Source organism: Streptomyces sp. NBC_01635, assembly GCF_045209715.1.
Classification (GTDB): Bacteria; Actinomycetota; Actinomycetes; order Streptomycetales; family Streptomycetaceae; genus Streptomyces; species Streptomyces hirsutus.
Genome location: NZ_CP109277.1, coordinates 3,554,887 through 3,575,763, shown reverse-complemented (window position 1 = coordinate 3,575,763; position 20,877 = coordinate 3,554,887). Strand labels below are relative to the sequence as shown.

Sequence of the window (20,877 nt, the reverse complement as noted above, 5' to 3'; positions counted from 1 at the left end):
AAGCGCCTGCCGTGCGTTGCGAGAACCCGGCGCGCACATCGTGTCGATCGAGAACCAGGACGGCACACCCGAGCTTCGCTCGACGAACCGGGCGGGTTCCGTCCCGGCCGGTGTGGAGGGAGCAGGACCCCGCAAGCCACCGGCCCGGGGGATTCCTGAACCAGGAACCCCCCGGCTCGAGCCGGGGGAGGGCTCAATGCACGACCGGCTTCCCCGAGAGCTCCACACCCGCCCCGCGCAGCTCGTCGAGCGCCCGCTCGGTGGTCTGCGCGGCCACCCCCGCGGTGAGGTCCAGCAGGACCTGGGTGCGGAAACCCTCACGGGCGGCGTCCAGGGCGGTCGCCCGGACGCAGTGGTCGGTGGCGATGCCCACCACGTCCACCTCGTCGATCTCGCGGGCGCGCAGCCAGTCGGCCAGCGCCACGCCGTTCTCCTCGGCCCCCTCGAAGCCGCTGTACGCCGCCGAGTACGCCCCCTTGTCGAAGACGGCGTCGACCGCGCCGGAGGCGACCGCGGGGGCGAAGTTCGGATGGAAGCCGGCCCCCTCCGTCCCGGCGACGCAGTGCGCGGGCCAGGAGTGGACGAAGTCGGGGTTGTCGGCGAAGTGGCCGCCGGGGGCGATGTGGTGGTCGCGGGTGGCCACCACGTGCCGGTACCCGCCGGGCACCCGTGCGATCAGCTCGGTGATGGCGGCGGCCACATCCGCACCGCCGGACACGGCGAGGCTGCCCCCCTCGCAGAAGTCGTTCTGCAGGTCGACGACGATCAAGGCGCGGCGCATGGTCGGATTCCTTCGGCTGGGGATCGGTCGGGGGTCGGCTGCGGAACGGGGGGACAGGGGGATCGGGGACAGGGGCTCGCGGGACAGCCGTTAGCTACCCGAGCCCAGGTGCAGGTACTCCGTCGGAATGACGGGTTCCCCGCGGGACAGCTGGGTCGCGGACAGCGGCAGGCCGGCGCGGGCCGCGGCATGCCGTTCGCGGAGCCGGTCCAGCGGCTCGCGCGCGGTCGCGGTCACCTCGCCGCCCTTGACCAGCTCCACCAGCAGCTGCCGGTCGGCCAGCTCCTCGGGCACCTGCCCGGTGCCGATCACCTCGGCCTCGGCGACACCGCGCTCGTCCAGCCGGCGCGCGGCCCACTTGCGGCCGCCGATGGAGGTCTTGCCGCCGGTGGACCGTTTCGCCACGGGCACCAGCGGCGCCCCGGCGTCGGCGGACTCGGCGCGGGCGACCAGCTTGTAGACCATGGAGGCCGTCGGGTGCCCGGAACCGGTCACCAGCTGGGTGCCGACGCCGTACGCGTCCACCGGCGCGGCGGCCAGCGAGGCGATGGCGTACTCGTCGAGGTCCGAGGTCACGGTGATCTTCGTGCCGGTGGCGCCCAGCTCGTCCAGCTGCTGCCGCACCCGGTGCGCGACCAGGAGCAGGTCGCCGGAGTCGATCCGGACCGAGCCCAGGGACGGGCCGGCGATCTCGACGGCCGTACGGACCGCCTCGGTCACGTCGTAGGTGTCCACGAGGAGCGTCGTACCGGCGCCGAGGGAGTCCACCTGCGCCCGGAAGGCGTCGCGCTCGCTGTCGTGCACCAGGGTGAAGGCGTGGGCGGAGGTGCCCACGGTCGGGATGTTGTAGCGGAACCCGGCCGCCAGGTCGGAGGTGGAGGTGAAGCCGCCCACGTAGGCGGCCCGGGAGGCGGCCACCGCGGCCAGCTCGTGGGTGCGCCGGGCGCCCATCTCGATCAGCGGCCGGTCCCCGGCGGCGGAGGACATCCGGGAGGCCGCCGCGGCGATCGCCGAATCGTGGTTGAGGATCGACAGGACCACCGTCTCCAGCAGCACGCACTCCGCGAAGCTGCCCTCGACCCGCATGATCGGCGAGCCCGGGAAGTACACCTCGCCCTCCGGGTAGCCCCAGATGTCCCCGGTGAAGCGGTAGTCGGCCAGCCAGTCGAGGGTCGGCCCGTCGACGACGTTCTTCTCGCGCAGGAAGTCGAGGAGGGGGCCGTCGAAACGGAAGTTCTCCACCGCGTCCAGGACCCGCCCGGTGCCGGCCACCACGCCGTAGCGGCGGCCGTCCGGCAGGCGCCGGGTGAAGACCTCGAACACGCTGCGCCGGTCGGCGGTGCCCCCGCTCAGGGCGGCCTGCAGCATCGTCAACTCGTAGTGGTCGGTGAAGAGCGCCGTCGACGGAACAGTCACCGGCAGCCCAAGGTCCGCTGTGTTCATACGACGGATGCTACCCCCTTTTCGTCGTTCTGACGATTTCAGTTCGGTGTCCCCGACCGCGTACGCCGGTTTGTACTCCCGGCCCCTTCCGGTGGCAGCATGGGCAGTGTGACGTCACCCGCACCCCTGGAGATCGAACGCACCGAGTCGGCGGAAGAGGTTTTCGCCGTGCCCGAGTCCGACGTCCCCTGGATCACCCTCGTCCACAACGACCCGGTCAACCTCATGAGCTACGTGACGTACGTCTTCCAGGCGTACTTCGGCTACTCCAAGGACAAGGCCACCAAGCTCATGCTCGACGTCCACCACAAGGGCCGGGCCGTCGTCTCCACCGGCACCCGCGAGGAAATGGAACGCGACGTCCAGGCCATGCACGGCTACGGCCTGTGGGCCACTCTCCAGCAGGACCGGAAGTAGCCCGGACAGGACCGGAAAACCGCACAGCAGCCCGCCCGTGACCCGCCCCCGCCCGCAGGACCGGAAGTAGCGAATCGCCTCCATGTCAGGACACTTCGAACCGCTCCCCGGCGGCGGCGCGACCGTCGCCCTCGACGACGTCGAGATCTCCATCATCCGGTCCCTCGCCGTGCAGCTCATGGAGCTGATCGGCCCCGGCCCGGCCGCGGAGGCCTCCGGTGACCCGCTCGCCGAACTCTTCGCCGAGGGCCCGAGCGAACCACCCGCCGACCCCGTGCTGCGCCGGCTTTTCCCGGACGCCTACGGCGGCCCCGAGGAGCCCGCCTCGGCCAAGGACGCCGAGCAACGGCGGGCGCACTCCGCGGAGTTCCGCCGCTTCACCGAGAACGACCTGCGGGCCGGCAAGCGCGAGAACGCCCTCGCGGTGATCCGCTCCCTGGACGGGCTCGCCGCGGCCGGCGGGGGAGGGGCGGTCCTCGAGCTGTCCGCCGGGGAGTCCCGGCAGTGGCTCGGCGCGCTCAACGACCTGCGCCTGGCGATCGGGTCCCGGCTGGAGATCGACGAGGAGGAGGACACCGACCTCCTCTTCCGTCTCCCGGACGAGGATCCGCGCAAGCCCATGGTGATGGCGTACCTGTGGCTCGGCGGCCTCCAGGAGACCCTCGTCTCGACCCTGATGCCGTAGGCCACGCGGCTTACGGCACTGCCGGGCCGCACCGTGCGGCCCGGGGAGCCACGTGGCCGACGGCGCCGTGTCACGCCCGCCGGTACGGCGCCGCGCTCTCGGCGCAGGGCGCCGCCCATGCCGTACATCTGACCGGGATGTTCGGAAAAGTCCGCCGATGTGTTCGCTCAGAGGACACTCAGGTCCGTGTGGCGATCCTGTCAAGGCTTCCGCCGCCTATGTATTTTCCTGGTGACGTTTGTCCACTTCCTCCTGTGATGTGTGCCACAAGTCGCTGCTGATCAGTGTTGCGGTCGTGATAGATCTGCACGACCACCCGGCGAACACCATCGGTACGCCTGCCGGGTGCGCCACCGAGCCGGCGACCGCCGGCCAGGCATGAGCGGACGCGCTCAGCTCCATCAGTCCGGGGGGACCGAGACCCGGTCCGGGGCCCACCAGCGGCCCGGATCGGGATGGAGAAAGGCGCATGCCACATGGCCTCACCGCAGGTCGACACGGAGTCCGTATCCGACGAGGGGTATGAGCGCGGTCTCAGCGGCCGTCAAGTCCAGATGATCGCGATCGGCGGCGCCATCGGCGTCGGCCTCTTCCTGGGAGCCGGGGCGAACATCGCCAAGGCCGGACCCAGCCTGATCGTCATGTACGCCCTCGCCGGCGTGATCATCTTCTTCATCATGCGGGCGCTCGGTGAGCTCCTGCTCTACCGCCCGGTCTCGGGTTCCTTCGCCGAGTACTCGCGGGAGTTCCTCGGCCCGTTCTTCGGCTACTTCACCGGCTGGACGTACTGGCTGATGTGGATCGTCATCGGTATGGCCGAACTCACGGCCGCCGCGATCTACATCAACTACTGGTTCCCACAGATCCCGCAGTGGGCCACCGCCCTGGTCTTCCTGATCGTCCTCTTCGGGGCCAACCTCATCTCGGTGAAGATGTTCGGCGAGATCGAGTTCTGGTTCTCGATGGTCAAGGTCACCGCGATCATCGGCATGATCGTGATCGGGCTGGGCGTGCTCACCTTCGGCTTCAGCGCCGCCGGGGACACCGCCGCGGTGTCCAACCTCTGGGCCTTCGACGGCTTCTTCCCCAAGGGCATCGGGTCGTCCCTGATGACCCTCCAGGGCGTCATGTTCGCCTACCTCGCCATCGAAATCGTCGGCGTCACGGCCGGCGAGTCCAAGAACCCGGAGAAGACACTCCCCAAGGCGATCAACACCCTGCCCTGGCGCATCGCCCTGTTCTACGTCGGTGCCCTCACCGTCATCCTGTGCGTGGTCAAGTGGACCGAGTTCGCGCCGGGGGTCAGCCCCTTCGTCGAAGCCTTCGCCCAGATCGGCATTCCGGCCGGCGCCGCCATCGTCAACTTCGTCGTGCTGACCGCCGCCCTGTCCTCCTGCAACTCCGGGATGTACTCCACGGGCCGCATGCTGCGCAGTCTCGCGGAAAACGGCGAGGCCCCGCGGATCTACCAGCGGCTGTCCTCCAGCAAGACCCCGGCGCTCGGCATCGCCACCTCGGTGGTCTTCATGGGCATCGGCGTCGTCCTGAACTACGTCGTCCCGGAGAAGGCATTCGGCTACGTCACCTCCATCGCCACGGCGGCCGGCATCTGGACCTGGCTGATGATCCTGATCAGCCACATCCTCTACCGCCGCCAGGTGGTCGCGGGCCGGCTGCCCGCCTCCTCCTTCCCGGCGCCCGGCGGCTCGGTGTGCTCCTACATCGCCATCGTGTTCCTGCTCTTCGTCACCGCCCTCATCGCGATCGATGCGGAGGCCAGGATCTGCCTCTACGTGATGGCCGGTTGGGCCTTCGTCCTGGGGATCGGCTGGGTGGCCCTCAAGAGCCGCAATCCGCGGATCACCGAGGGACGCGAGCCGAAGTTCGAGAAAATCGGCGGCTAGCTCCTGTCGGCCGTGCGGGAGCACCGTCCGTGGGGTTCTGCCGTGTGGCCGTACCCGTCGTGCGGGAGTGCTCGTGGCACTCCCGCACGACCACCGGTCGAGGTGCCCCGCGTCCGGCATGCGGGCCGTTCCGTACCACCCCTCGGTACGGAACGGCCCGCATGCTTATCCTGAGCCCCATGCTGACCATCACCCAGGAGCTGTACGACCGGATCGTCGCCCACGCGCGCGCGGACCACCCCGACGAGGCGTGCGGTGTGGTGGCGGGCCCGGTGGGCTCCGGCCGCCCCGAGCGCTTCATCCCCATGCTGAACGCGGCCCGCTCGCCCACGTTCTACGAGTTCGACTCGAAGGACCTGCTCAAGCTGTACCGCGAGATGGACGACAACGACGAGGAGCCGGTGATCGTCTACCACTCGCACACCGCGACCGAGGCGCACCCCTCCCGCACCGACATCGCCCTCGCGAGCGAGCCCGGCGCCCACTACGTCCTGGTCTCCACCGCCGACACCGACGGCCTCGGCGACTTCCAGTTCCGCTCGTTCCGGATCGTGGACGGCGAGGTCACCGAGGAGGAGATCAAGGTCGTCGAGGCGTACTGACCTCCTCCCGGCCCCTCCCGGTCCCTCCCGACGCCCGCGCGAGCAGCACCGGGCGGAGCCCCCACCAGCCCCTTCCCACATACCGATCGGCCATCTTCCGAAGTGTGAGACCACACTCGGATCCCGCCATCGGGAATCGATACGATGAGCCCATGGTTCTCCATGACGTGAGCGACAGGACGCCGGGCAAACTGCTCGTGGCGCGGCTGCACGTCGACCTGTGCAGACTCGCCAGCGCCATCTGTTGACACAGAGCCTCCCGCCGTACGGCCCGTGAGCCCCGGCGGCTCCACCGCGTACGCACCACCCGCACCGCCCGCGCCGCCGTGCGCCCACCGAACCAGACGACCACACCGACAGGAGTCCCACGCCATGGCCATCGAGGTCCGGATCCCCACCATCCTCCGCCAGTACACCGACGGTCAGAAGGCGGTGGAGGGTACCGGGAACACCCTCACCGAGCTCTTCGCCGACCTCGAGACCCGGCACGCGGGCATCCGAGCCCGCCTCATCGACGACACCAAGGGCGACCAGCTGCGCCGCTTCGTCAACGTCTACCTCAACGACGAGGACGTCCGCTTCCTCGACGGCATCAACACCAAGCTGACCGACGGCGACAGCGTCACGATCCTGCCGGCCGTGGCAGGTGGTTCTGCCGCGGCGAAGCCGCGTCCGGCCGGGGTGGCGGCCGGGCGGCGGGCGGGAACGGCCTGATCCGGATGCGCTACGACTCCCCCCTGGCAGCGGTGGGCAACACCCCGTTGGTGCGCCTGCCGCGGCTCTCGCCGTCCGCCGACGTCCGTGTCTGGGCGAAGCTCGAGGACCGCAACCCGACCGGCTCGATCAAGGACCGGCCGGCCCTGTTCATGATCGAACAGGCGGAGAAGGACGGCCGGCTGACCCCGGGCTGCACCATCCTGGAACCGACGTCCGGCAACACCGGCATCTCCCTGGCCATGGCCGCCAAGCTCAAGGGCTACCGCATGGTGTGCGTGATGCCCGAGAACACCTCGCAGGAACGCCGCGACCTGCTGGCCATGTGGGGGGCGGAGATCATCTCCTCCCCGGCCGCCGGCGGCTCCAACACCGCCGTGCGGGTCGCCAAGGAGATCGGCGCCGAGCACCCGGACTGGGTGATGCTCTACCAGTACGGCAACCCGGACAACGCGGGCGCCCACTATGCGACCACCGGTCCGGAGATCCTCACCGACCTGCCCTCGATCACGCACTTCGTGGCCGGTCTCGGCACCACCGGCACCCTCATGGGCGTCGGCCGCTACCTGCGCGAGCACAAGCCCGACGTGAAGATCGTCGCGGCCGAACCCCGCTACGACGACCTCGTCTACGGGCTGCGCAACCTCGACGAGGGCTTCGTCCCCGAGCTGTACGACGCCTCCGTCCTCACCACCCGGTTCTCGGTCGGCTCCGCCGACGCCGTCACCCGGACCCGTGAACTCCTCCAGCAGGAAGGCATCTTCGCCGGTGTCTCCACCGGGGCCGCCCTGCACGCCGCGCTCGGCGTCGCGAAGAAGGCGCTCCAGGCGGGGGAGACCGCCGACGTCGTCTTCGTCGTCGCCGACGGCGGCTGGAAGTACCTGTCGACCGGTGTCTACACCGCCGCGACGACGGAGGAAGCCATCGAAACGCTCCAGGGCCAGCTCTGGGCGTGACCCACGGGGCAGGACGAACACGAGGGCAGAAACGAAGGGGCCGGAGATCCACTCCGGCCCCTTCGCCGTTCTCCGGCACGTTTCCTGGCAGGTGTTCCGGCGCATCCTCCGCCGCGTTCTCCGGCAGGTGTTCCGCTACATGCTCCGACGTGCTCACTCCGCCAGGTACCGGACCCGGTCCCACACCGCCGGGTCGACCGGCCCCACCCTGCGCCGGAACTCCCGCAGCGGGACCTCGCGCAGCTCGTCCGTCTCCAGGAAACTCGCCCGGTCCCGGGCGTCCCCGACCGACCCCGGTGGCAGCGGGATCACCGCGGCGCGTCCGTCCCGGAAGCGTGTCGTGATCTTCGCGACCGTCACCCGCTCCCCACGCACCGCCAGCACCAGGCACGGCCGGTCCTTCGACGCCCCGTCTCCCACCGGCACCCCGCCCCCCGCCCGCGGCACGTCCTCGTAGGGCACGTCCGCCCACCAGATCTCCGCGGGCCGGGGCCGGTCGTCCCCGGCGTCCGTCACGGTCCCCGCCCCGGCCGGCGCACTCCGGACGCGGGCCCGGTGACGGTGCCCCCGGCCCCATCCGTCGACGAGCGCGGCGACCAGCGCGAGCAGGACCACCGCGACGAGTGCGAGCCACCACGACGTGTTCATGACCCGACCGTACCGGCGCGGGCCGCAGCCGTGCGCCCTCTCGCGCCCCGCGTGATCCGCTTCCCACCGAACCGGTGACAGCACAGGTGAGTTCCCCCACAACAGACCCTGGCGGAGGAGCGACCAAAGGTTTTGCGCCTTACGCTCGATGAACCGCACGACCCCCGTTTTCACTACCCCGCCAGCGGAGGTTTCTGCTTCATGAAGCTCACCGTCGTCGGCTGCTCGGGGTCGTTCCCGTCCGTGGAATCGGCCTGTTCGAGCTACCTCGTCGAGGCCGACGGCTTCCGGCTGCTCCTCGACATGGGCAACGGCGCCCTGGGCGAGTTGCAGCGCCACTGCGGTCTCTACGACCTGGACGCGATCTTCCTCAGCCACCTGCACGCCGACCACTGCATCGACATGTGCGCGTACTTCGTGGTGCGCTACTACCGGCACGACGGCCGCTGCGACCCGCTCCCGGTCTACGGACCCGAGGGCACGGAGCACCGGCTGACCACGGCCTACGCCGACACCCCCTCCGCCTCCTCCATGAGCGAGGTCTTCGACTTCCACACGGTCAAGCCGTCCACCTTCGAGCTCGGCCCGTTCGTCGTGCACACCGAACGCGTCGCGCACCCGGTGGAGGCGTACGCCATCCGCATCGAGCACGGAGGGAAGTCGCTGACGTACTCCGGCGACACCGGGGTGAGCACCGCGCTCGACGAACTCGCCCGCGACACCGACCTCTTCCTGTGCGAGGCCGCCTTCACCGCCGGCAAGGAGAACATCCCCGACCTGCACCTCAACGGCCGCGAGGCGGGTGAGTCGGCGGCCCGCGCCCGTGCCCGCCGGCTGGTCCTCACCCACATCGCCCCGTGGACCGACCCGCAGGTCAACCTCGCCGACGCGCGCGCGGTCTACGACGGACCGGTGGAACTGGCGGCGCCCGGCGTGACGTATGTGATCTGATCCCCCGTACCTTGCCCGCCAGCGGGCCAGCGGGCCCGCCCGCGCCCGCACGCACCGAGGCCCCGGAGCCGTCGTCCTCGACGGCTCCGGGGCCTCGGTCACGCTGTCGCCGTGGGACGACGAGGACCGCTCACGCCTTGGTGGCGTCCTCGACCTCCTCCTCGGGCTCGCGGCCCGGGGTCGGCAGGTTGAACTTGACGATGGCGAAGCGGAAGAGCGTGTAGTAGACCGCCGCGAACACCAGACCGATGGGGATGATCAGCCATGGTCTGGTCGCCAGGTTCCAGTTGAGCCCGTAGTCGATGGCGCCCGCGGAGAAGGTGAAGCCCGTGTGCACCCCGAGCGCCCAGGTGATCGCCATGGACAGGGCGGTGAGCACCGCGTGGATCACGTACAGCGCCGGGGCGATGAACATGAACGCGAACTCGATGGGCTCGGTCACACCGGTCACGAAGGAGGTCAGCGCGAGGGAGACCATCATGCCCATCACGGCCTTGCGGCGCTCCGGGCGGGCGGCGTGCGCGATGGCGATCGCGGCGGCCGGCAGACCGAACATCATGATCGGGAAGAAGCCCGACATGAACATTCCGGCGTCCGGGTCGCCCGCGAAGAAGCGGTTCAGGTCGCCGTGCACGACCTCGCCCGCGGCGTTGGTGAAGTCGCCGATCTGGAACCAGGAGACGGTGTTCACGAACTGGTGCATGCCGATCGGGATCAGCGCGCGGTTGATCAGGCCGAACAGACCCGCGCCGACCGCGCCGAGCCCGGTGATCCACTCACCGACCGCCGAGATGCCGTCACCGATCGGCTCCCAGACCAGGCCGAAGAAGACACCCATCACGGTGCCGACGAACGCCATGATGATCGGCACGAGCCGACGGCCGTTGAAGAAGCCGAGCCAGTCCACCAGCTTCGTCCGGTGGAACCGCTGCCAGAGCACCGCCGCCAGCAGACCCATCAGGATGCCGCCGAGCACACCGGGGTTGTTGTAGGTCGCGGCTATGTCCTCGCCGGCCTGCACCTTCGCCTCGGTGACGGGGAACGCCTTCAGGACGTTGCTGTAGACCAGGAAGCCGACCAGGGCGGCGAGCGCCGTGGAGCCGTCCGCCTTCTTGGCGAAGCCGATGGCCACACCGATGCAGAACAGCAGCGGCAGATTGTCGAAGATCGCGCCGCCCGCGGTGGCGAACACGGCCGCGACCCTGTCCCAGCCGAGACCGTCGGCGCCGAACACATCGGGCTGGCCGAACCGCAGCAGGATGCCCGCCGCCGGCAGCACCGCGATCGGCAACTGCAGACTGCGACCCACCTTTTGCAGGCCCTGGAACAGGCCGGATCCCCGCTTCTTCGCGGGAGCCGCCGAGGCGGTGGCGGTGCTCATACTTCCTCCATCGTGGTGGTCTACACCACTGAGTGGTGTAGACCTGTTTCTAGCATGATGAAGGCGATGTAAGGAACCCTCGGATTCCGCAACCGGAGGGCTACACTGCGTGCCCGTCCCGCGGTCGCTCCTCCCTGTTCCTCCGGACGCACCGAAAGGCCCCCGGACCCATGGTCCGAGGGCTTGGACGACCGGTTCCAGACTAAAAGACGACGCCCGGAAACGCGATGCCCGCCGGCAGCGCTCCCGCGGGCTGTGCTTCGCGGCGGTGCTCCCGCGGTCAGGCCTTGGTGGTGTCCTCCACCTCCTCCTCCGCCTCCCGGCCCGGCGTCCTCAGGTCGAACTTCGTGATCGCGAACCGGAAGACCGCGTAGTACACCGCCGCGAAGCACAGCCCGATCGGGACGATCGCCCACGGTCTCGTCGCCAGGTTCCAGTTGATGACGTAGTCGATCAGCCCCGCCGAGAAGCTGAACCCGTCGTGCACCCCCAGCCCCCACGTCACCGCCATCGACACACCCGTCAGCACCGCGTGCACCACGTACAGCGCCGGCGCGACGAACAGGAACGAGTACTCGAGCGGCTCCGTGATCCCCGTCACGAACGACGTCAGCGCCACCGACAGCATCAGACCGCCGACCTCCTTGCGGCGGGCCGGCTTCGCGCAGTGCGTGATCGCCAGTGCCGCCGCCGGCAGCGCGAACATCATGATCGGGAAGAACCCGGAGAGGAACTGCCCGGCGTCCGGGTCGCCCGCCAGGAACATGTTGATGTCACCGTGCACCACCGACCCGTCCGGCTTGGTGAAACTGCCGAACTGGAACCACACCGGCACGTTCAGGAACTGGTGCAGCCCCACCACCAGCAGCGCCCGGTTCGCGACGCCGAACACACCCGCGCCCCACACGCCCAGACCCACCATCCAGTCGCTGAAACCCTCCAGCGCGTCACCGATCGGCGGCCAGATCCACAGGCACAGGGCGGCGAACGCGATCGCCGCGAACGCCATGATGATCGGCACGAGCCGGCGGCCGTTGAAGAAGCCCAGCCAGTCCACCAGCTTCGTCCGGTGGAACCGCTGCCAGAGGTACGCCGCCGTCAGACCGAGGACGATGCCGCCGAACACCCCGGGATTCTGGTACTCGAAAACCGTCACCGTCCCGTCCGCCACCTGGCAGCCGACGTTCACCACCGCCTTCGAGCCCTCCGGGCAGTCCAGCGGGAACTGACGCAGCACCGTGTAGTAGACGAGGAACCCCACCACCGCCGCCAGCGCCGTCGACCCGTCCGCCTTCTTCGCCATGCCGATGGCCACACCGACACAGAACAGCAGCGGCAGCCCCAGCGAACCGTCCAGCAGCGCGCCGCCCGCGCCCACCATCACCTTGGAGACGTCCGTCCACCCCAGACCGTCGTCCCCGAACACGTCCGGCTGCCCCAGCCGGTTGAGGATGCCCGCCGCCGGCAGCACCGCGATCGGCAACTGCAGACTGCGGCCCATCTTCTGCAGCCCCTGGAACAGCCGCTGCCGTCGCTCACGCAGGGGACCGAGCTCCGGACCGGCACCGGCGGGGCTCCGCGTACTCATCCGGTCCCCTTTGCTGGAGATTGGCCGGGAGGCTCAGGGGGAGGTCCGCCGGAAGGGTTTGGCGACGGTCCCCCCGGTGGTGTAGACCAGTTGGGGACGGTTCCGCTGTCGTGACGCCATCCTTCGGCGCAGACGGCACGACCGCTCGCAAAGATTGACCAACTGTGGGTTACTGCGACAAAAGCGGTTCGGATCAGGGAGAGCGAACATGGCCACCAAGGCTGAGAAGATCGTTGCCGGGCTCGGCGGCATCGACAACATCGAAGAGATCGAAGGCTGCATCACCCGCCTCCGCACCGAAGTCGTCGACCCCTCCAAGGTCGACGACGCCGCACTGAAGTCCGCCGGCGCCCACGGCGTCGTCAAGATGGGCACCGCCGTCCAGGTCGTCATCGGCACCGACGCCGACCCCCTCGCGGCCGAGATCGAAGACATGATGTGACAGCCGGAACCTCCTGAACACCCGGAGCACCCGAAGCGCCCGGAGATCCACGGCACCGGGAACTCCCGGCGCCTGAAGGCCCCTTCCCGACGGCAGCACACCCGCCGCACAGGGAAGGGGCCCCTCCCGTATGCGGCTAGGCTCGACACCATGTCTCGAATCGACGGCCGCACCCCCGAACAACTCCGCCCGGTCACCATCGAACGCGGCTGGAGCAAGCACGCCGAAGGCTCCGTCCTCGTCTCCTTCGGCGACACCAAGGTCCTCTGCACCGCCTCCGTCACCGAAGGCGTCCCCCGCTGGCGCAAGGGCAGCGGCGAGGGCTGGGTCACCGCCGAGTACTCGATGCTTCCCCGCGCCACCAACACGCGCGGCGACCGCGAATCCGTCCGCGGCCGCATCGGCGGACGCACCCACGAGATCAGCCGCCTCATCGGCCGGTCCCTGCGCGCCGTCATCGACTACAAGCAACTCGGCGAGAACACCATCGTCCTCGACTGCGACGTCCTCCAGGCCGACGGCGGCACCCGCACCGCCGCCATCACCGGCGCCTACGTCGCCCTCGCCGACGCCATCAACTGGTCCAGGGACAACAAGCTCATCCGCGCCAGCCGCCAGCCCCTCACCGGCACCGTCAGCGCCGTCTCCGTCGGCATCGTCGACGGCGTCCCCCTCCTCGACCTCCGCTACGAGGAGGACGTCCGCGCCGACACCGACATGAACGTCATCTGCACCGGCGACGGCCGCTTCGTCGAGGTCCAGGGCACCGCCGAGGCCGCGCCCTTCGACCGGACCGAACTGAACACCCTCCTCGACCTCGCCGTCGCCGGCTGTGCCGAACTGACTACCGCGCAGCGCACCGCACTTGATAGCGTCCTCGAAAGGTAAAGGACGTACCAAAGGACGTGGCCGACGCGGGCAACCGCGCCGGCCACCCCCGCGTCCGTAGAGGTACGGGCGTACGGACGGACCGGCTCCGCACACCCGGCCAGCGACGAGGGCCACCCGGCCCCACAGGGAGGGACCGTTCCATGGCCGCGAGCCGCCGACGCCGCACCACAGCCGTCACCGCCACCCTGGCGGCTGTCGTCCTCACCGCCGGACTTACCACCGGCTGCAGTGCCGTCGACAAGGCACTCGACTGCGTCCGGACCGCCGACGCCATCGCCGACAGCGTCACCGAACTCCAGCAGGCCGTGGAGAACGCCTCCGACGACGTCACCCAACTCGAGGAGTCCCTCGACTCCATCGACCAGAACCTCGGCGAGATAGGCGACCAGACCGACAACGCCGACGTCGGCAAGGCCGTCGACGACCTCGACAAGGCCGTCGGCAACGTCCGCACCTCCGTCGAGAAGGGCGAAACCACCCCCGACCTCAGCCCGGTCACCGACGCGGCCGGCGAACTGACGAAGGTCTGCACCCCGTAGGGCACCGGGAGGAGCGGCCGGCGGGACGGGGCCCGGAACGGGGCCCGGGATACTGGACCCCATGACCCGCCTGATCCTCGCCACCCGCAACGCCGGAAAGATCACCGAACTGCGGTCGATCCTCGCCGAAGCCGGACTGCCCCACGAACTCGTCGGCGCCGACGCCTACCCCGACGTCCCCGACGTCAAGGAGACCGGCACCACCTTCGCCGAGAACGCCCTCCTCAAGGCCCACGCCCTCGCCCGCGCCACCGGTCACCCCGCCGTCGCCGACGACTCCGGCCTCTGCGTCGACGTCCTTGGCGGCGCCCCCGGCATCTTCTCCGCCCGCTGGGCGGGCCGCCACGGCGACGACCGGGCCAACCTCGACCTGCTCCTGGCCCAGCTCTCCGACATCGCCGACACCCACCGCGACGCCCACTTCGCCTGCGCCGCCGCCCTGGCCCTCCCCGACGGCACGGAACGCGTCGTCGAAGGCCACCTGCGAGGCACCCTGCGCCACACCCCGGCCGGCACCGGCGGCTTCGGCTACGACCCGATCCTCCAGCCGGAGGGCGAGACCCGCACCTGCGCGGAGCTTTCCGCGGCGGAGAAGAACGCCATCAGCCACCGGGGCAAGGCCTTCCGGGCGCTGGTGCCGGCGGTGCGGGAGCTGCTGGGGTGACATGCGAGAGGGGCCGCCCGGCCAGGCGGCCCCTCCACGTGGTGCGGCCGGTGGGACTCGAACCCACACGGGCTTTCGCCCACGGCGTTCTAAGCGCCGCTTGTCTGCCATTCCAACACGGCCGCATGCCGGGCCATGCTACCTGTCACTTGGTGCTCGTTTGAGGGGAGCGTCGTCGGCCGCCACGGCACCAGGTGCTTGTGACCGCATGGCAGTTTGGGCACAGCAACCGCAGATTCTCGCGCCGGTCGTCCCGCCAATCCCCGTTGACGTGATCGACCTCCAGCGTCATGGGCTTGCCCAGCCATTCGGGGCCCGTACCGCACTCGGCGCACTCATTGGGCACGCCGACTCCGCAGAGCGCCCGACGCAGGAGTGCGGTCTTCGTCCGATGTTTGCCATCGTGCTTGATCAGAATGTCCTCAGGTCGCCTGAGGGGGACAGGACCGGGCTTGCCGCGCTGATGGGCCTGTCCCAGAAAGTGCGCCGTCGAGACGTTCTCCTCAGCGATCCACTGGCGCAGGAGGGTGCGCTGCGTACCGCTGTTCGGCTGCCCCAGCCGACGAAGTACCGCAGCGATCGAAACGGATTCGGCGACTACCGTACGTAGTTCTTCGGCGATGGGCCGGGCAATCCCATCGGAAGGGCTGAAATGAGATATGTCGATCCCGAAGTGAGCAAAGCGCTTGGCGAGGTATCGGCGGAGATGGTCGTACGGCTGGGTGCCGAAGAAGATGATCACCTCATCGAGGCTGGAGCACTGTGCGGCAGCTTCTGCCAGCCGATCGCGGGTGTACCGCACGCCACTGCTCATCGGCTCGCACGTCCCCTGCCGCGTCCCCGGTAATTGTCCGTTGTCGAGTGGCAGTTGGGGCACAGAAACCGCAGGTTCTCGATGCGGTTGTTTCGCCAGTCGCCGTCCACGTGGTCGACCTCCAACGGGAGCGAGCGCCCCCGCCACACGCTTCCGGTACCGCAGAGGGTGCACTGCTCCGGTACGCCCAGGGCGGTCATCGCCCACTTGATCCGGTCGCTCGGGATGCGCCGGGCCTGAGCGGGTGGCTGCTCGACGAGCAGGTTCTCCGGCGTCCGCGGGCGCCAGGGTTTACCTCTCCGGGTCGGCATCCGGAAGTGCGAGATGTCCAGGCCGTACGCCTTGATCCGGCGGCTGATGTGCGTGTGGTGCCCACCGACCACCTCCAGCCCGAGATGCCGCAACACCTCGCACATGTTCGTGGAGGCCGAGACCGCCTCCTGGAGGACGTCCCGGGTCCACTTCACCCCCTCACGTTGGAAGTGCGCCGTGTCGACCCCGAGCTTCTTCATCCGTCCCAGTACGTACCGCCTCGTCGAACTCTTCGGATCCACCCCCAGTCGCACCAACGCCTCCGACAACGTCCGTGCCCCCCGAGCCGCCTCCTCCAGCCGCTCCTTGGTGTACGCGCTTGTCCCCATCGAGTCCCCTCCGTTCCTAGGCCACCCGTTCGTGGCCTCGTACGGAGTAACGAATCGTTTATCGGACGGTCACGCACGATATGCGGAACGGCCCGTACCGGGTGCCGGTGCGGGCCGTTCGCGGGTGCTTCGGGTCAGACGCCCAGATCCCTGATGATCTTGGCCACGTGGCCCGTCGCCTTGACGTTGTAGAGGGCGCGTTCGACCTTGCCCTCCTCGTCGACGACGACCGTGGAGCGGATCACGCCGACGACCGTCTTGCCGTACAGCTTCTTCTCGCCGAAGGCGCCGTACGCCTCCAGGACCTTCTTGTCGGGGTCGGAGAGGAGGGTGATCTTCAGGGACTCCGTGTCGCGGAACTTGGCGAGCTTCTCGGGCTTGTCGGGGGAGATGCCGATGACGTCGTAGCCCGCGCCGGCCAGCAGCTCGAGGTTGTCGGTGAAGTCGCAGGCCTGCTTGGTGCAGCCGGGCGTGAGCGCCGCCGGGTAGAAGTAGACGATGACCTTGCGGCCCTTGTGGTCGGCCAGGGACACCTCGTTGCCGTCGGCGTCGGGCAGGGTGAAGGCGGGGGCCGGGGCTCCGGGCTCGAGGCGTTCGCTCATCGGTCTGGTCTCCTCGTACGTACACGCTGGGTGGATCGGGTGCCGGGATCGAGGGTAACCGGGTGCCCTGACCGTGCGGGGCGGCACGAAGCTGACAGACTGTCCGGCACAGGTACGGCTTTTATGGTTTCAGCGGATTTCGGAGGCGACACGGTGGCGGACACGGCGGACACCAGAACCCCGGCGGAGATCGAGGCGGACATCAAGCGCCGTCGCGCGGTGCTGGCCGAGACCCTGGACGAGATCGGCGTGCGGGTGCATCCGAAGACGATCGTCGGCGATGCGAAGGCCAGGGTCGCCTCCCATGTCGATCACACCCTCGGCAGGGCGTATGTCGGTGTCAATCGTGTGGTGAGCGACGTCAAGGTGCAGTTCGTGGACCTGAACGGCGCGCCGCGGCTGGAGCGGATCGTGCCGGCCGTGGTTCTGGTAGTGGGTGTGGCGGGGCTGCTGGCTCTGGGGTCGCGTCGACGCAGGCGTTGATCCGTACGCGGACTCGTACCCGTACTCCCACCCGTACTCGTACCAGGACTTGTACCAGGACTCGGACTCGGACTCGGGCCGGAACGTACGTGGACCCGATCGCGTACGTCCGTGGCCAAGGCAGGTAGGTTTCAGGCGTGAGCGCGAAGAAGAACGAGCACGACCCCCGGCACGACAAGCTGCCCATCCGGATGCTGCACGACCGCGTACTGGTGCGGCAGGACGCGAGTGAGGGCGAGCGGCGGTCCGGGGGCGGCATCCTGATTCCCGCGACGGCGGCCGTCGGCCGTCGGCTGGCCTGGGCCGAGGTCGTCGCGGTGGGACAGAACGTCCGGACGGTGGAGACGGGCGACCGGGTGCTGTACGACCCGGAGGACCGTGCGGAGGTCGAGGTGCGGGGCACCGCGTACGTGCTGATGCGGGAGCGTGATCTGCACGCCGTGGCCGCGGACCGGTTCGAGGGGTCGGAGGACTCGACGGGCCTGTACCTGTAGACCCGTGGACCGCCGCGGCGTCGCCGTGGTGGACGGAAGGGCTGGTGACCATGGTCACCAGCCCTTCCGGCTGTCTGGCCAGGGCTTTGGAGTGGGGGGACCCACTGGGCCCCGACGAGACGCGCCGTACCGGGGTGAGGCAAAGACGACGCACTCCCGTTTCGATTCGACGGTTCGTCGACCGTCGACGTGTGTTCCGGAGGTGCCTGTCGTGGCGTGGGTTCTGTTGATCGTCGCCGGTCTGCTCGAGGTCGGCTGGGCGATCGGGATGAAGTACACCGAGGGGTTCACCCGGCTGGTTCCCAGCGTGCTCACCGGTGCCGGCATCGTGGCGAGCATGGTGCTGCTGTCGTACGCGGCGAAGACGCTGCCGATCGGTACGGCGTACGGCGTGTGGGTGGGGATCGGTGCCGCCGGGGCGGCGGTGCTGGGCATGGTGGTGCTGGGGGAGCCGGTGACCGCCGCCCGGATCTTCTTCGTGTGCCTGCTGGTGGTCGCCGTGGTGGGGCTGAAGGCGACGTCGGGGCACTGAGTGGCTGATCGCTGAGCGCGGTCGCTTCCCGCGCTCACTCCCCGCGGGCGCGTGGGATGAAGCCGGTGAGGCCGCCGCGGCCGCCCGTGCCGGGGTTCTCGCCGTCGGACGAGCCGGTTCCGCCGCTGTCCGTGTCGCCCGTGGTGCCGCCGTTGGTTCCGTCCGTGGTGCCGCCGGTGGAGGTGTCGCCGTCCGTGCCGCCGGTCGTGGTGTCGCCGCCGGCGCCTTCGTTCGTCCCGCCTTCGGCGCGGCCCCGGCCGGTGCTGTCGTCCGGGCCCGGGTTCCGGGGCGCGTTCTCGTCCGGTCCGGGGGTGGTGGGTGTGTCGTCGCCCGGGGTGGTCGTGGGCGGACGGGAACCGGTGTCGGCGGTCGGCGGCGCGGTCCGTTCGGCGTCCGGCTGCAGTTCGAGGTCGAAGTCGCTGACGGGCTCGCCCTCCAGTGCCTCCCGGGTGAACTGGGCCCAGATCTCGGCGGGGACCCCGCCGCCGTTGACGCGGGACAGGCCCATCGCGCCGTACAGCTTCTCCTGCACGGCGGTGTCCGGGTTCTGGCCCATGACCGCGACGACGGTGGCCAGTTCGGGGGTGTAGCCGGCGAACCAGGCGGCCTTGTCCTCCTCCGCGGTGCCGGTCTTGCCGGCGGCGGGGCGGCCCGCGCCGAGGGCGGCGGTCGCGGTGCCGTTCTGGACGACGCCGCGCAGGACGGCGGTGGTGGTGTCGGCGGCCTCGCGGCTGACCGCCCGGCGGCTCTTCCGCTCGGGCAGCGGCACCGTTTCCCTCTCGTTCTTGGTGATCTTCTCGATCATGGTGGAGTCGCTGTGCACGCCGTGGTTGGCGAGGGTCGCGTACGCCTCGGCCATGTCCAGGGCGCTGGCGGTGGCCACGCCGAGGGCGATGGAGGGGGAGGGGGTGAGTTCGGGTGTGGTGGAGGGGATGCCGAGGTCGACGGCGGTCTGCTGGACCTTGTCGGAGCCGACGTCGACCGCCATCTGGGCGTAGACGGCGTTGACGGACTTGTCGGTGGCCTCGCGGACGGTGATGTCGCCGTACGAGCGGTCGTCCTCGTTGGCCGGGTCGTAGAGGCCGCCGGACCAGCCCTGGACGGGGCGCTTGTTGGTGCCGTCGTAGACGGTGTTCGGGGTGATGGGGAGGCCGTCCTGGGTGCGGGACCCGTTCGCGACGGCGGCGGCGAACACGAACGGCTTGAAGATGGAGCCGACCTGGTAATCCCTACGGGTGGCGTTGGGTGTGTACTGCTTGACGTAGTCGATGCCGTTGTACATGGCGCGGACCTTGCCGGTCTTCGGCTCGACGGCGGCGCCGCCCGCGCGGACGTACGTGTCGACCTTGCGCTCCTTCTGGTCGAGCCGGTCCACCAGTTTGTCGTTGACGGCGTCGACGAAGGCGTTCTGCTTGTCCTTCTGCAGGGTGGTGGTGATGCGGTAGCCGCCCGCGTCGAGTTCCTCCTCGCTCACGATCTTGTTCCGGATGAGGTGGTCCTTCATGATCTGCACGAGGTAGCCGCGCTGGCCGGACATGCCGGTGGAGTTGGTGCTCTCCTTGGGCGGGGGGAACTTCAGGCCGGCGCGCTTTGTCTCGCTCAGCCAGCCCTGCTCGACCATGCCGTCCAGGACGTAGTTCCAGCGGGACTCGGCTGCGGGGCGGTTCTCGGGGTGGGCGATGACGTCGTACTGGCTGGGGGCGTTGACCAGGGCGGCGAGGTAGGCGGCGCGGCCGGCGTCGAGGTCCTGGGCGTCCATGCCGTAGTAGGCCTGGGCGGCGGCCTGGATGCCGTAGGCGTTGCGGCCGAAGTAGCTGGTGTTGAGGTAGCCCTCGAGGATCTTTTCCTTGCTCTGCTCGCGGTCCAGCTTGATCGCGATGAAGAACTCCTTCACCTTGCGGGTGACGGTCTGCTCCTGCTGGAGGTAGTAGTTCTTCACGTACTGCTGGGTGATGGTGGAGCCGGACTGCTTGCCCTTGCCGGTGGCGGTGTTCCAGGCGGCGCGGAGCATGGCCTGGGGGTCGATGGCGGACTCGGTGTAGAAGTCGCGGTCCTCGGCGGCGAGGACGGCGTGCTGCGCGTCCTGGGAGATCCGGCCGAGGCCGACGTTCTCCCGGTTGACCTCGCCGTCCCGGGCGATGGCGGAGCCGTCGGCGTACAGGTAGACGTTGGCCTGCTTGAGCGCGAGGGCGTTGGCGGACGGGATGTGCACGAGGTGGTAGCCGAGGAAGAAGCCGCCGGTGAGCAGGAGCGCGCCGGCGAGGAAGGCGCCCAGCGTCATCCGCCAGGTGGGGACGATCCGACGCCATCCGGTGCGGTTGCGCTTGCCCGGGGCGGGCTGCTGTGGCTGCGGCTCGTCGCTCATGTCGTGCACGGACTCCTGTTTCGCTTTTTTCTGAGGGTACGGCCATTGCGGCTGTTACTGCTGTTACGGCTGGTACAACCGATTCGACTGTTACAGCTATTACGGCTGGTTCGGGCGGTACACGCGGTGCGTGCGTGTACGCGTCGTGCGTCCCTTTGGAGAAGACTGTCGCATCCGTGGGTCCGTTCCCGTCGGCGGCGCGTGTCGGTCCGCGGCGCGGCTTCTCACACGTATGGCCCCGGACAGCCGGAAAATGCCTGGCAGGGCCTCGGCTGTCGGCACTAGGTTCGTGCGCTCGGGCGCCGGGCGAGGACGTCGGACGAGAACGCTGTGCGAGGAC

24 protein-coding genes, 1 tRNA gene and 1 riboswitch are annotated in these 20,877 nt (G+C 69.5%); of the genes, 15 read left to right on the top strand and 10 right to left on the bottom strand.

The genetic code is table 11. From position 1 onward, the window contains the following. Positions 1-193: 193 nt before the first annotated feature. On the bottom strand, positions 194-781 hold the full coding sequence (locus OHB56_RS16725) for a nicotinamidase (RefSeq protein ID WP_406354149.1): 588 nt from the start codon (positions 779-781) through the stop codon (positions 194-196). Between the two features lie 90 nt (positions 782-871). Next, positions 872-2,224: a nicotinate phosphoribosyltransferase gene (locus OHB56_RS16720; protein ID WP_326752985.1), complete on the bottom strand. Its 1,353-nt coding sequence runs from the start codon at positions 2,222-2,224 to the stop codon at positions 872-874. 99 nt (positions 2,225-2,323) lie between these two features. On the opposite strand from OHB56_RS16720, the gene clpS reads away from it, so the two are divergent. The 7 genes from clpS (at position 2,324) to OHB56_RS16685 (ending at position 7,502) form a co-directional block, all read left to right on the top strand. Further along, entirely contained in the window at positions 2,324-2,641 is a 318-nt protein-coding gene (clpS, locus tag OHB56_RS16715) for an ATP-dependent Clp protease adapter ClpS (protein ID WP_055596881.1), read from the top strand. Between the two features lie 82 nt (positions 2,642-2,723). Further along, a complete protein-coding gene (locus OHB56_RS16710; protein ID WP_326752984.1) occupies positions 2,724-3,326 on the top strand; it encodes a DUF2017 domain-containing protein in 603 nt (200 codons plus the stop codon). Between the two features lie 476 nt (positions 3,327-3,802). After that, positions 3,803-5,230, top strand: coding sequence for an amino acid permease (locus OHB56_RS16705; RefSeq protein WP_350858255.1), 1,428 nt, complete (start codon positions 3,803-3,805; stop codon positions 5,228-5,230). Between the two features lie 179 nt (positions 5,231-5,409). Next, positions 5,410-5,832, top strand: coding sequence for a Mov34/MPN/PAD-1 family protein (locus tag OHB56_RS16700; RefSeq protein ID WP_055596886.1), 423 nt, complete (start codon positions 5,410-5,412; stop codon positions 5,830-5,832). 152 nt (positions 5,833-5,984) lie between these two features. Further along, positions 5,985-6,080 (top strand): putative leader peptide, encoded by a 96-nt coding sequence (locus tag OHB56_RS16695; protein ID WP_324618299.1) that lies wholly within the window; start codon positions 5,985-5,987, stop codon positions 6,078-6,080. Positions 6,081-6,204: 124 nt separating this feature from the next. Then, complete coding sequence (locus OHB56_RS16690; protein ID WP_326752981.1) at positions 6,205-6,546, top strand: MoaD/ThiS family protein; 342 nt, start codon at positions 6,205-6,207, stop codon at positions 6,544-6,546. A 5-nt stretch (positions 6,547-6,551) separates the two neighbouring features. Then, positions 6,552-7,502, top strand: coding sequence for a PLP-dependent cysteine synthase family protein (locus OHB56_RS16685; protein ID WP_055596885.1), 951 nt, complete (start codon positions 6,552-6,554; stop codon positions 7,500-7,502). Between the two features lie 153 nt (positions 7,503-7,655). Here OHB56_RS16685 and OHB56_RS16680 read toward each other — a convergent pair whose 3' ends face one another. Beyond that, positions 7,656-8,150 (bottom strand): type II toxin-antitoxin system PemK/MazF family toxin, encoded by a 495-nt coding sequence (locus OHB56_RS16680; protein WP_406354144.1) that lies wholly within the window; start codon positions 8,148-8,150, stop codon positions 7,656-7,658. A 201-nt stretch (positions 8,151-8,351) separates the two neighbouring features. Here OHB56_RS16680 and OHB56_RS16675 point away from each other — a divergent pair, with 201 nt between their 5' ends. Next, positions 8,352-9,101: an MBL fold metallo-hydrolase gene (locus tag OHB56_RS16675; RefSeq protein WP_406354142.1), complete on the top strand. Its 750-nt coding sequence runs from the start codon at positions 8,352-8,354 to the stop codon at positions 9,099-9,101. A 130-nt stretch (positions 9,102-9,231) separates the two neighbouring features. Here OHB56_RS16675 and OHB56_RS16670 read toward each other — a convergent pair whose 3' ends face one another. Both OHB56_RS16670 and OHB56_RS16665 read right to left on the bottom strand, forming a co-directional pair. Further along, positions 9,232-10,482, bottom strand: coding sequence for a PTS transporter subunit EIIC (locus OHB56_RS16670; RefSeq protein WP_406354140.1), 1,251 nt, complete (start codon positions 10,480-10,482; stop codon positions 9,232-9,234). Between the two features lie 280 nt (positions 10,483-10,762). Then, on the bottom strand, positions 10,763-12,070 hold the full coding sequence (locus tag OHB56_RS16665) for a PTS transporter subunit EIIC (RefSeq protein WP_406354138.1): 1,308 nt from the start codon (positions 12,068-12,070) through the stop codon (positions 10,763-10,765). Between the two features lie 208 nt (positions 12,071-12,278). Between OHB56_RS16665 and OHB56_RS16660 the strand changes: the two genes are divergently transcribed. From OHB56_RS16660 to rdgB, 4 genes are all read left to right on the top strand, one after another. After that, entirely contained in the window at positions 12,279-12,512 is a 234-nt protein-coding gene (locus OHB56_RS16660; RefSeq protein WP_055626277.1) for a glucose PTS transporter subunit EIIB, read from the top strand. A gap of 150 nt (positions 12,513-12,662) precedes the next feature. Further along, positions 12,663-13,400 (top strand): ribonuclease PH, encoded by a 738-nt coding sequence (gene rph, locus OHB56_RS16655; RefSeq protein WP_326752977.1) that lies wholly within the window; start codon positions 12,663-12,665, stop codon positions 13,398-13,400. Positions 13,401-13,543: 143 nt separating this feature from the next. Then, positions 13,544-13,942: a hypothetical protein gene (locus OHB56_RS16650; protein WP_406354135.1), complete on the top strand. Its 399-nt coding sequence runs from the start codon at positions 13,544-13,546 to the stop codon at positions 13,940-13,942. A 61-nt stretch (positions 13,943-14,003) separates the two neighbouring features. Then, positions 14,004-14,606: an RdgB/HAM1 family non-canonical purine NTP pyrophosphatase gene (gene rdgB, locus OHB56_RS16645; RefSeq protein ID WP_355885851.1), complete on the top strand. Its 603-nt coding sequence runs from the start codon at positions 14,004-14,006 to the stop codon at positions 14,604-14,606. A 39-nt stretch (positions 14,607-14,645) separates the two neighbouring features. Here the strand turns inward: rdgB and OHB56_RS16640 are convergent. The 4 genes from OHB56_RS16640 to bcp form a co-directional block, all read right to left on the bottom strand. Then, positions 14,646-14,731, bottom strand: a tRNA-Leu gene (locus OHB56_RS16640). A gap of 20 nt (positions 14,732-14,751) precedes the next feature. Next, positions 14,752-15,420, bottom strand: coding sequence for an HNH endonuclease signature motif containing protein (locus OHB56_RS16635; RefSeq protein WP_326752974.1), 669 nt, complete (start codon positions 15,418-15,420; stop codon positions 14,752-14,754). Continuing rightward, entirely contained in the window at positions 15,417-16,061 is a 645-nt protein-coding gene (locus tag OHB56_RS16630; RefSeq protein WP_326752973.1) for an HNH endonuclease signature motif containing protein, read from the bottom strand. The genes OHB56_RS16635 and OHB56_RS16630 overlap by 4 nt, the downstream gene beginning before the upstream one ends. Before the next feature lie 134 nt (positions 16,062-16,195). Further along, the gene (gene bcp, locus OHB56_RS16625; RefSeq protein WP_326752972.1) at positions 16,196-16,663 is read right to left on the bottom strand and encodes a thioredoxin-dependent thiol peroxidase; all 468 of its coding nucleotides are present in this window, start codon (positions 16,661-16,663) and stop codon (positions 16,196-16,198) included. Positions 16,664-16,816: 153 nt separating this feature from the next. Between bcp and OHB56_RS16620 the strand changes: the two genes are divergently transcribed. From OHB56_RS16620 to sugE, 3 genes are all read left to right on the top strand, one after another. Continuing rightward, positions 16,817-17,146, top strand: coding sequence for a DUF3618 domain-containing protein (locus OHB56_RS16620; RefSeq protein WP_326752971.1), 330 nt, complete (start codon positions 16,817-16,819; stop codon positions 17,144-17,146). Between the two features lie 137 nt (positions 17,147-17,283). Continuing rightward, positions 17,284-17,640, top strand: coding sequence for a co-chaperone GroES (locus tag OHB56_RS16615; protein ID WP_055597118.1), 357 nt, complete (start codon positions 17,284-17,286; stop codon positions 17,638-17,640). Between the two features lie 95 nt (positions 17,641-17,735). Next, a riboswitch (guanidine-III (ykkC-III) riboswitch) is annotated at positions 17,736-17,795 on the top strand. A gap of 56 nt (positions 17,796-17,851) precedes the next feature. After that, a complete protein-coding gene (gene sugE / locus OHB56_RS16610) occupies positions 17,852-18,172 on the top strand; it encodes a quaternary ammonium compound efflux SMR transporter SugE (RefSeq protein ID WP_326752970.1) in 321 nt (106 codons plus the stop codon). A 34-nt stretch (positions 18,173-18,206) separates the two neighbouring features. Here sugE and OHB56_RS16605 read toward each other — a convergent pair whose 3' ends face one another. After that, positions 18,207-20,537 carry a transglycosylase domain-containing protein gene (locus tag OHB56_RS16605; protein ID WP_406354131.1) on the bottom strand — a complete coding sequence of 777 codons (2,331 nt, stop codon included), beginning with the start codon at positions 20,535-20,537 and terminating at the stop codon, positions 18,207-18,209. Positions 20,538-20,877 lie beyond the last annotated feature (340 nt).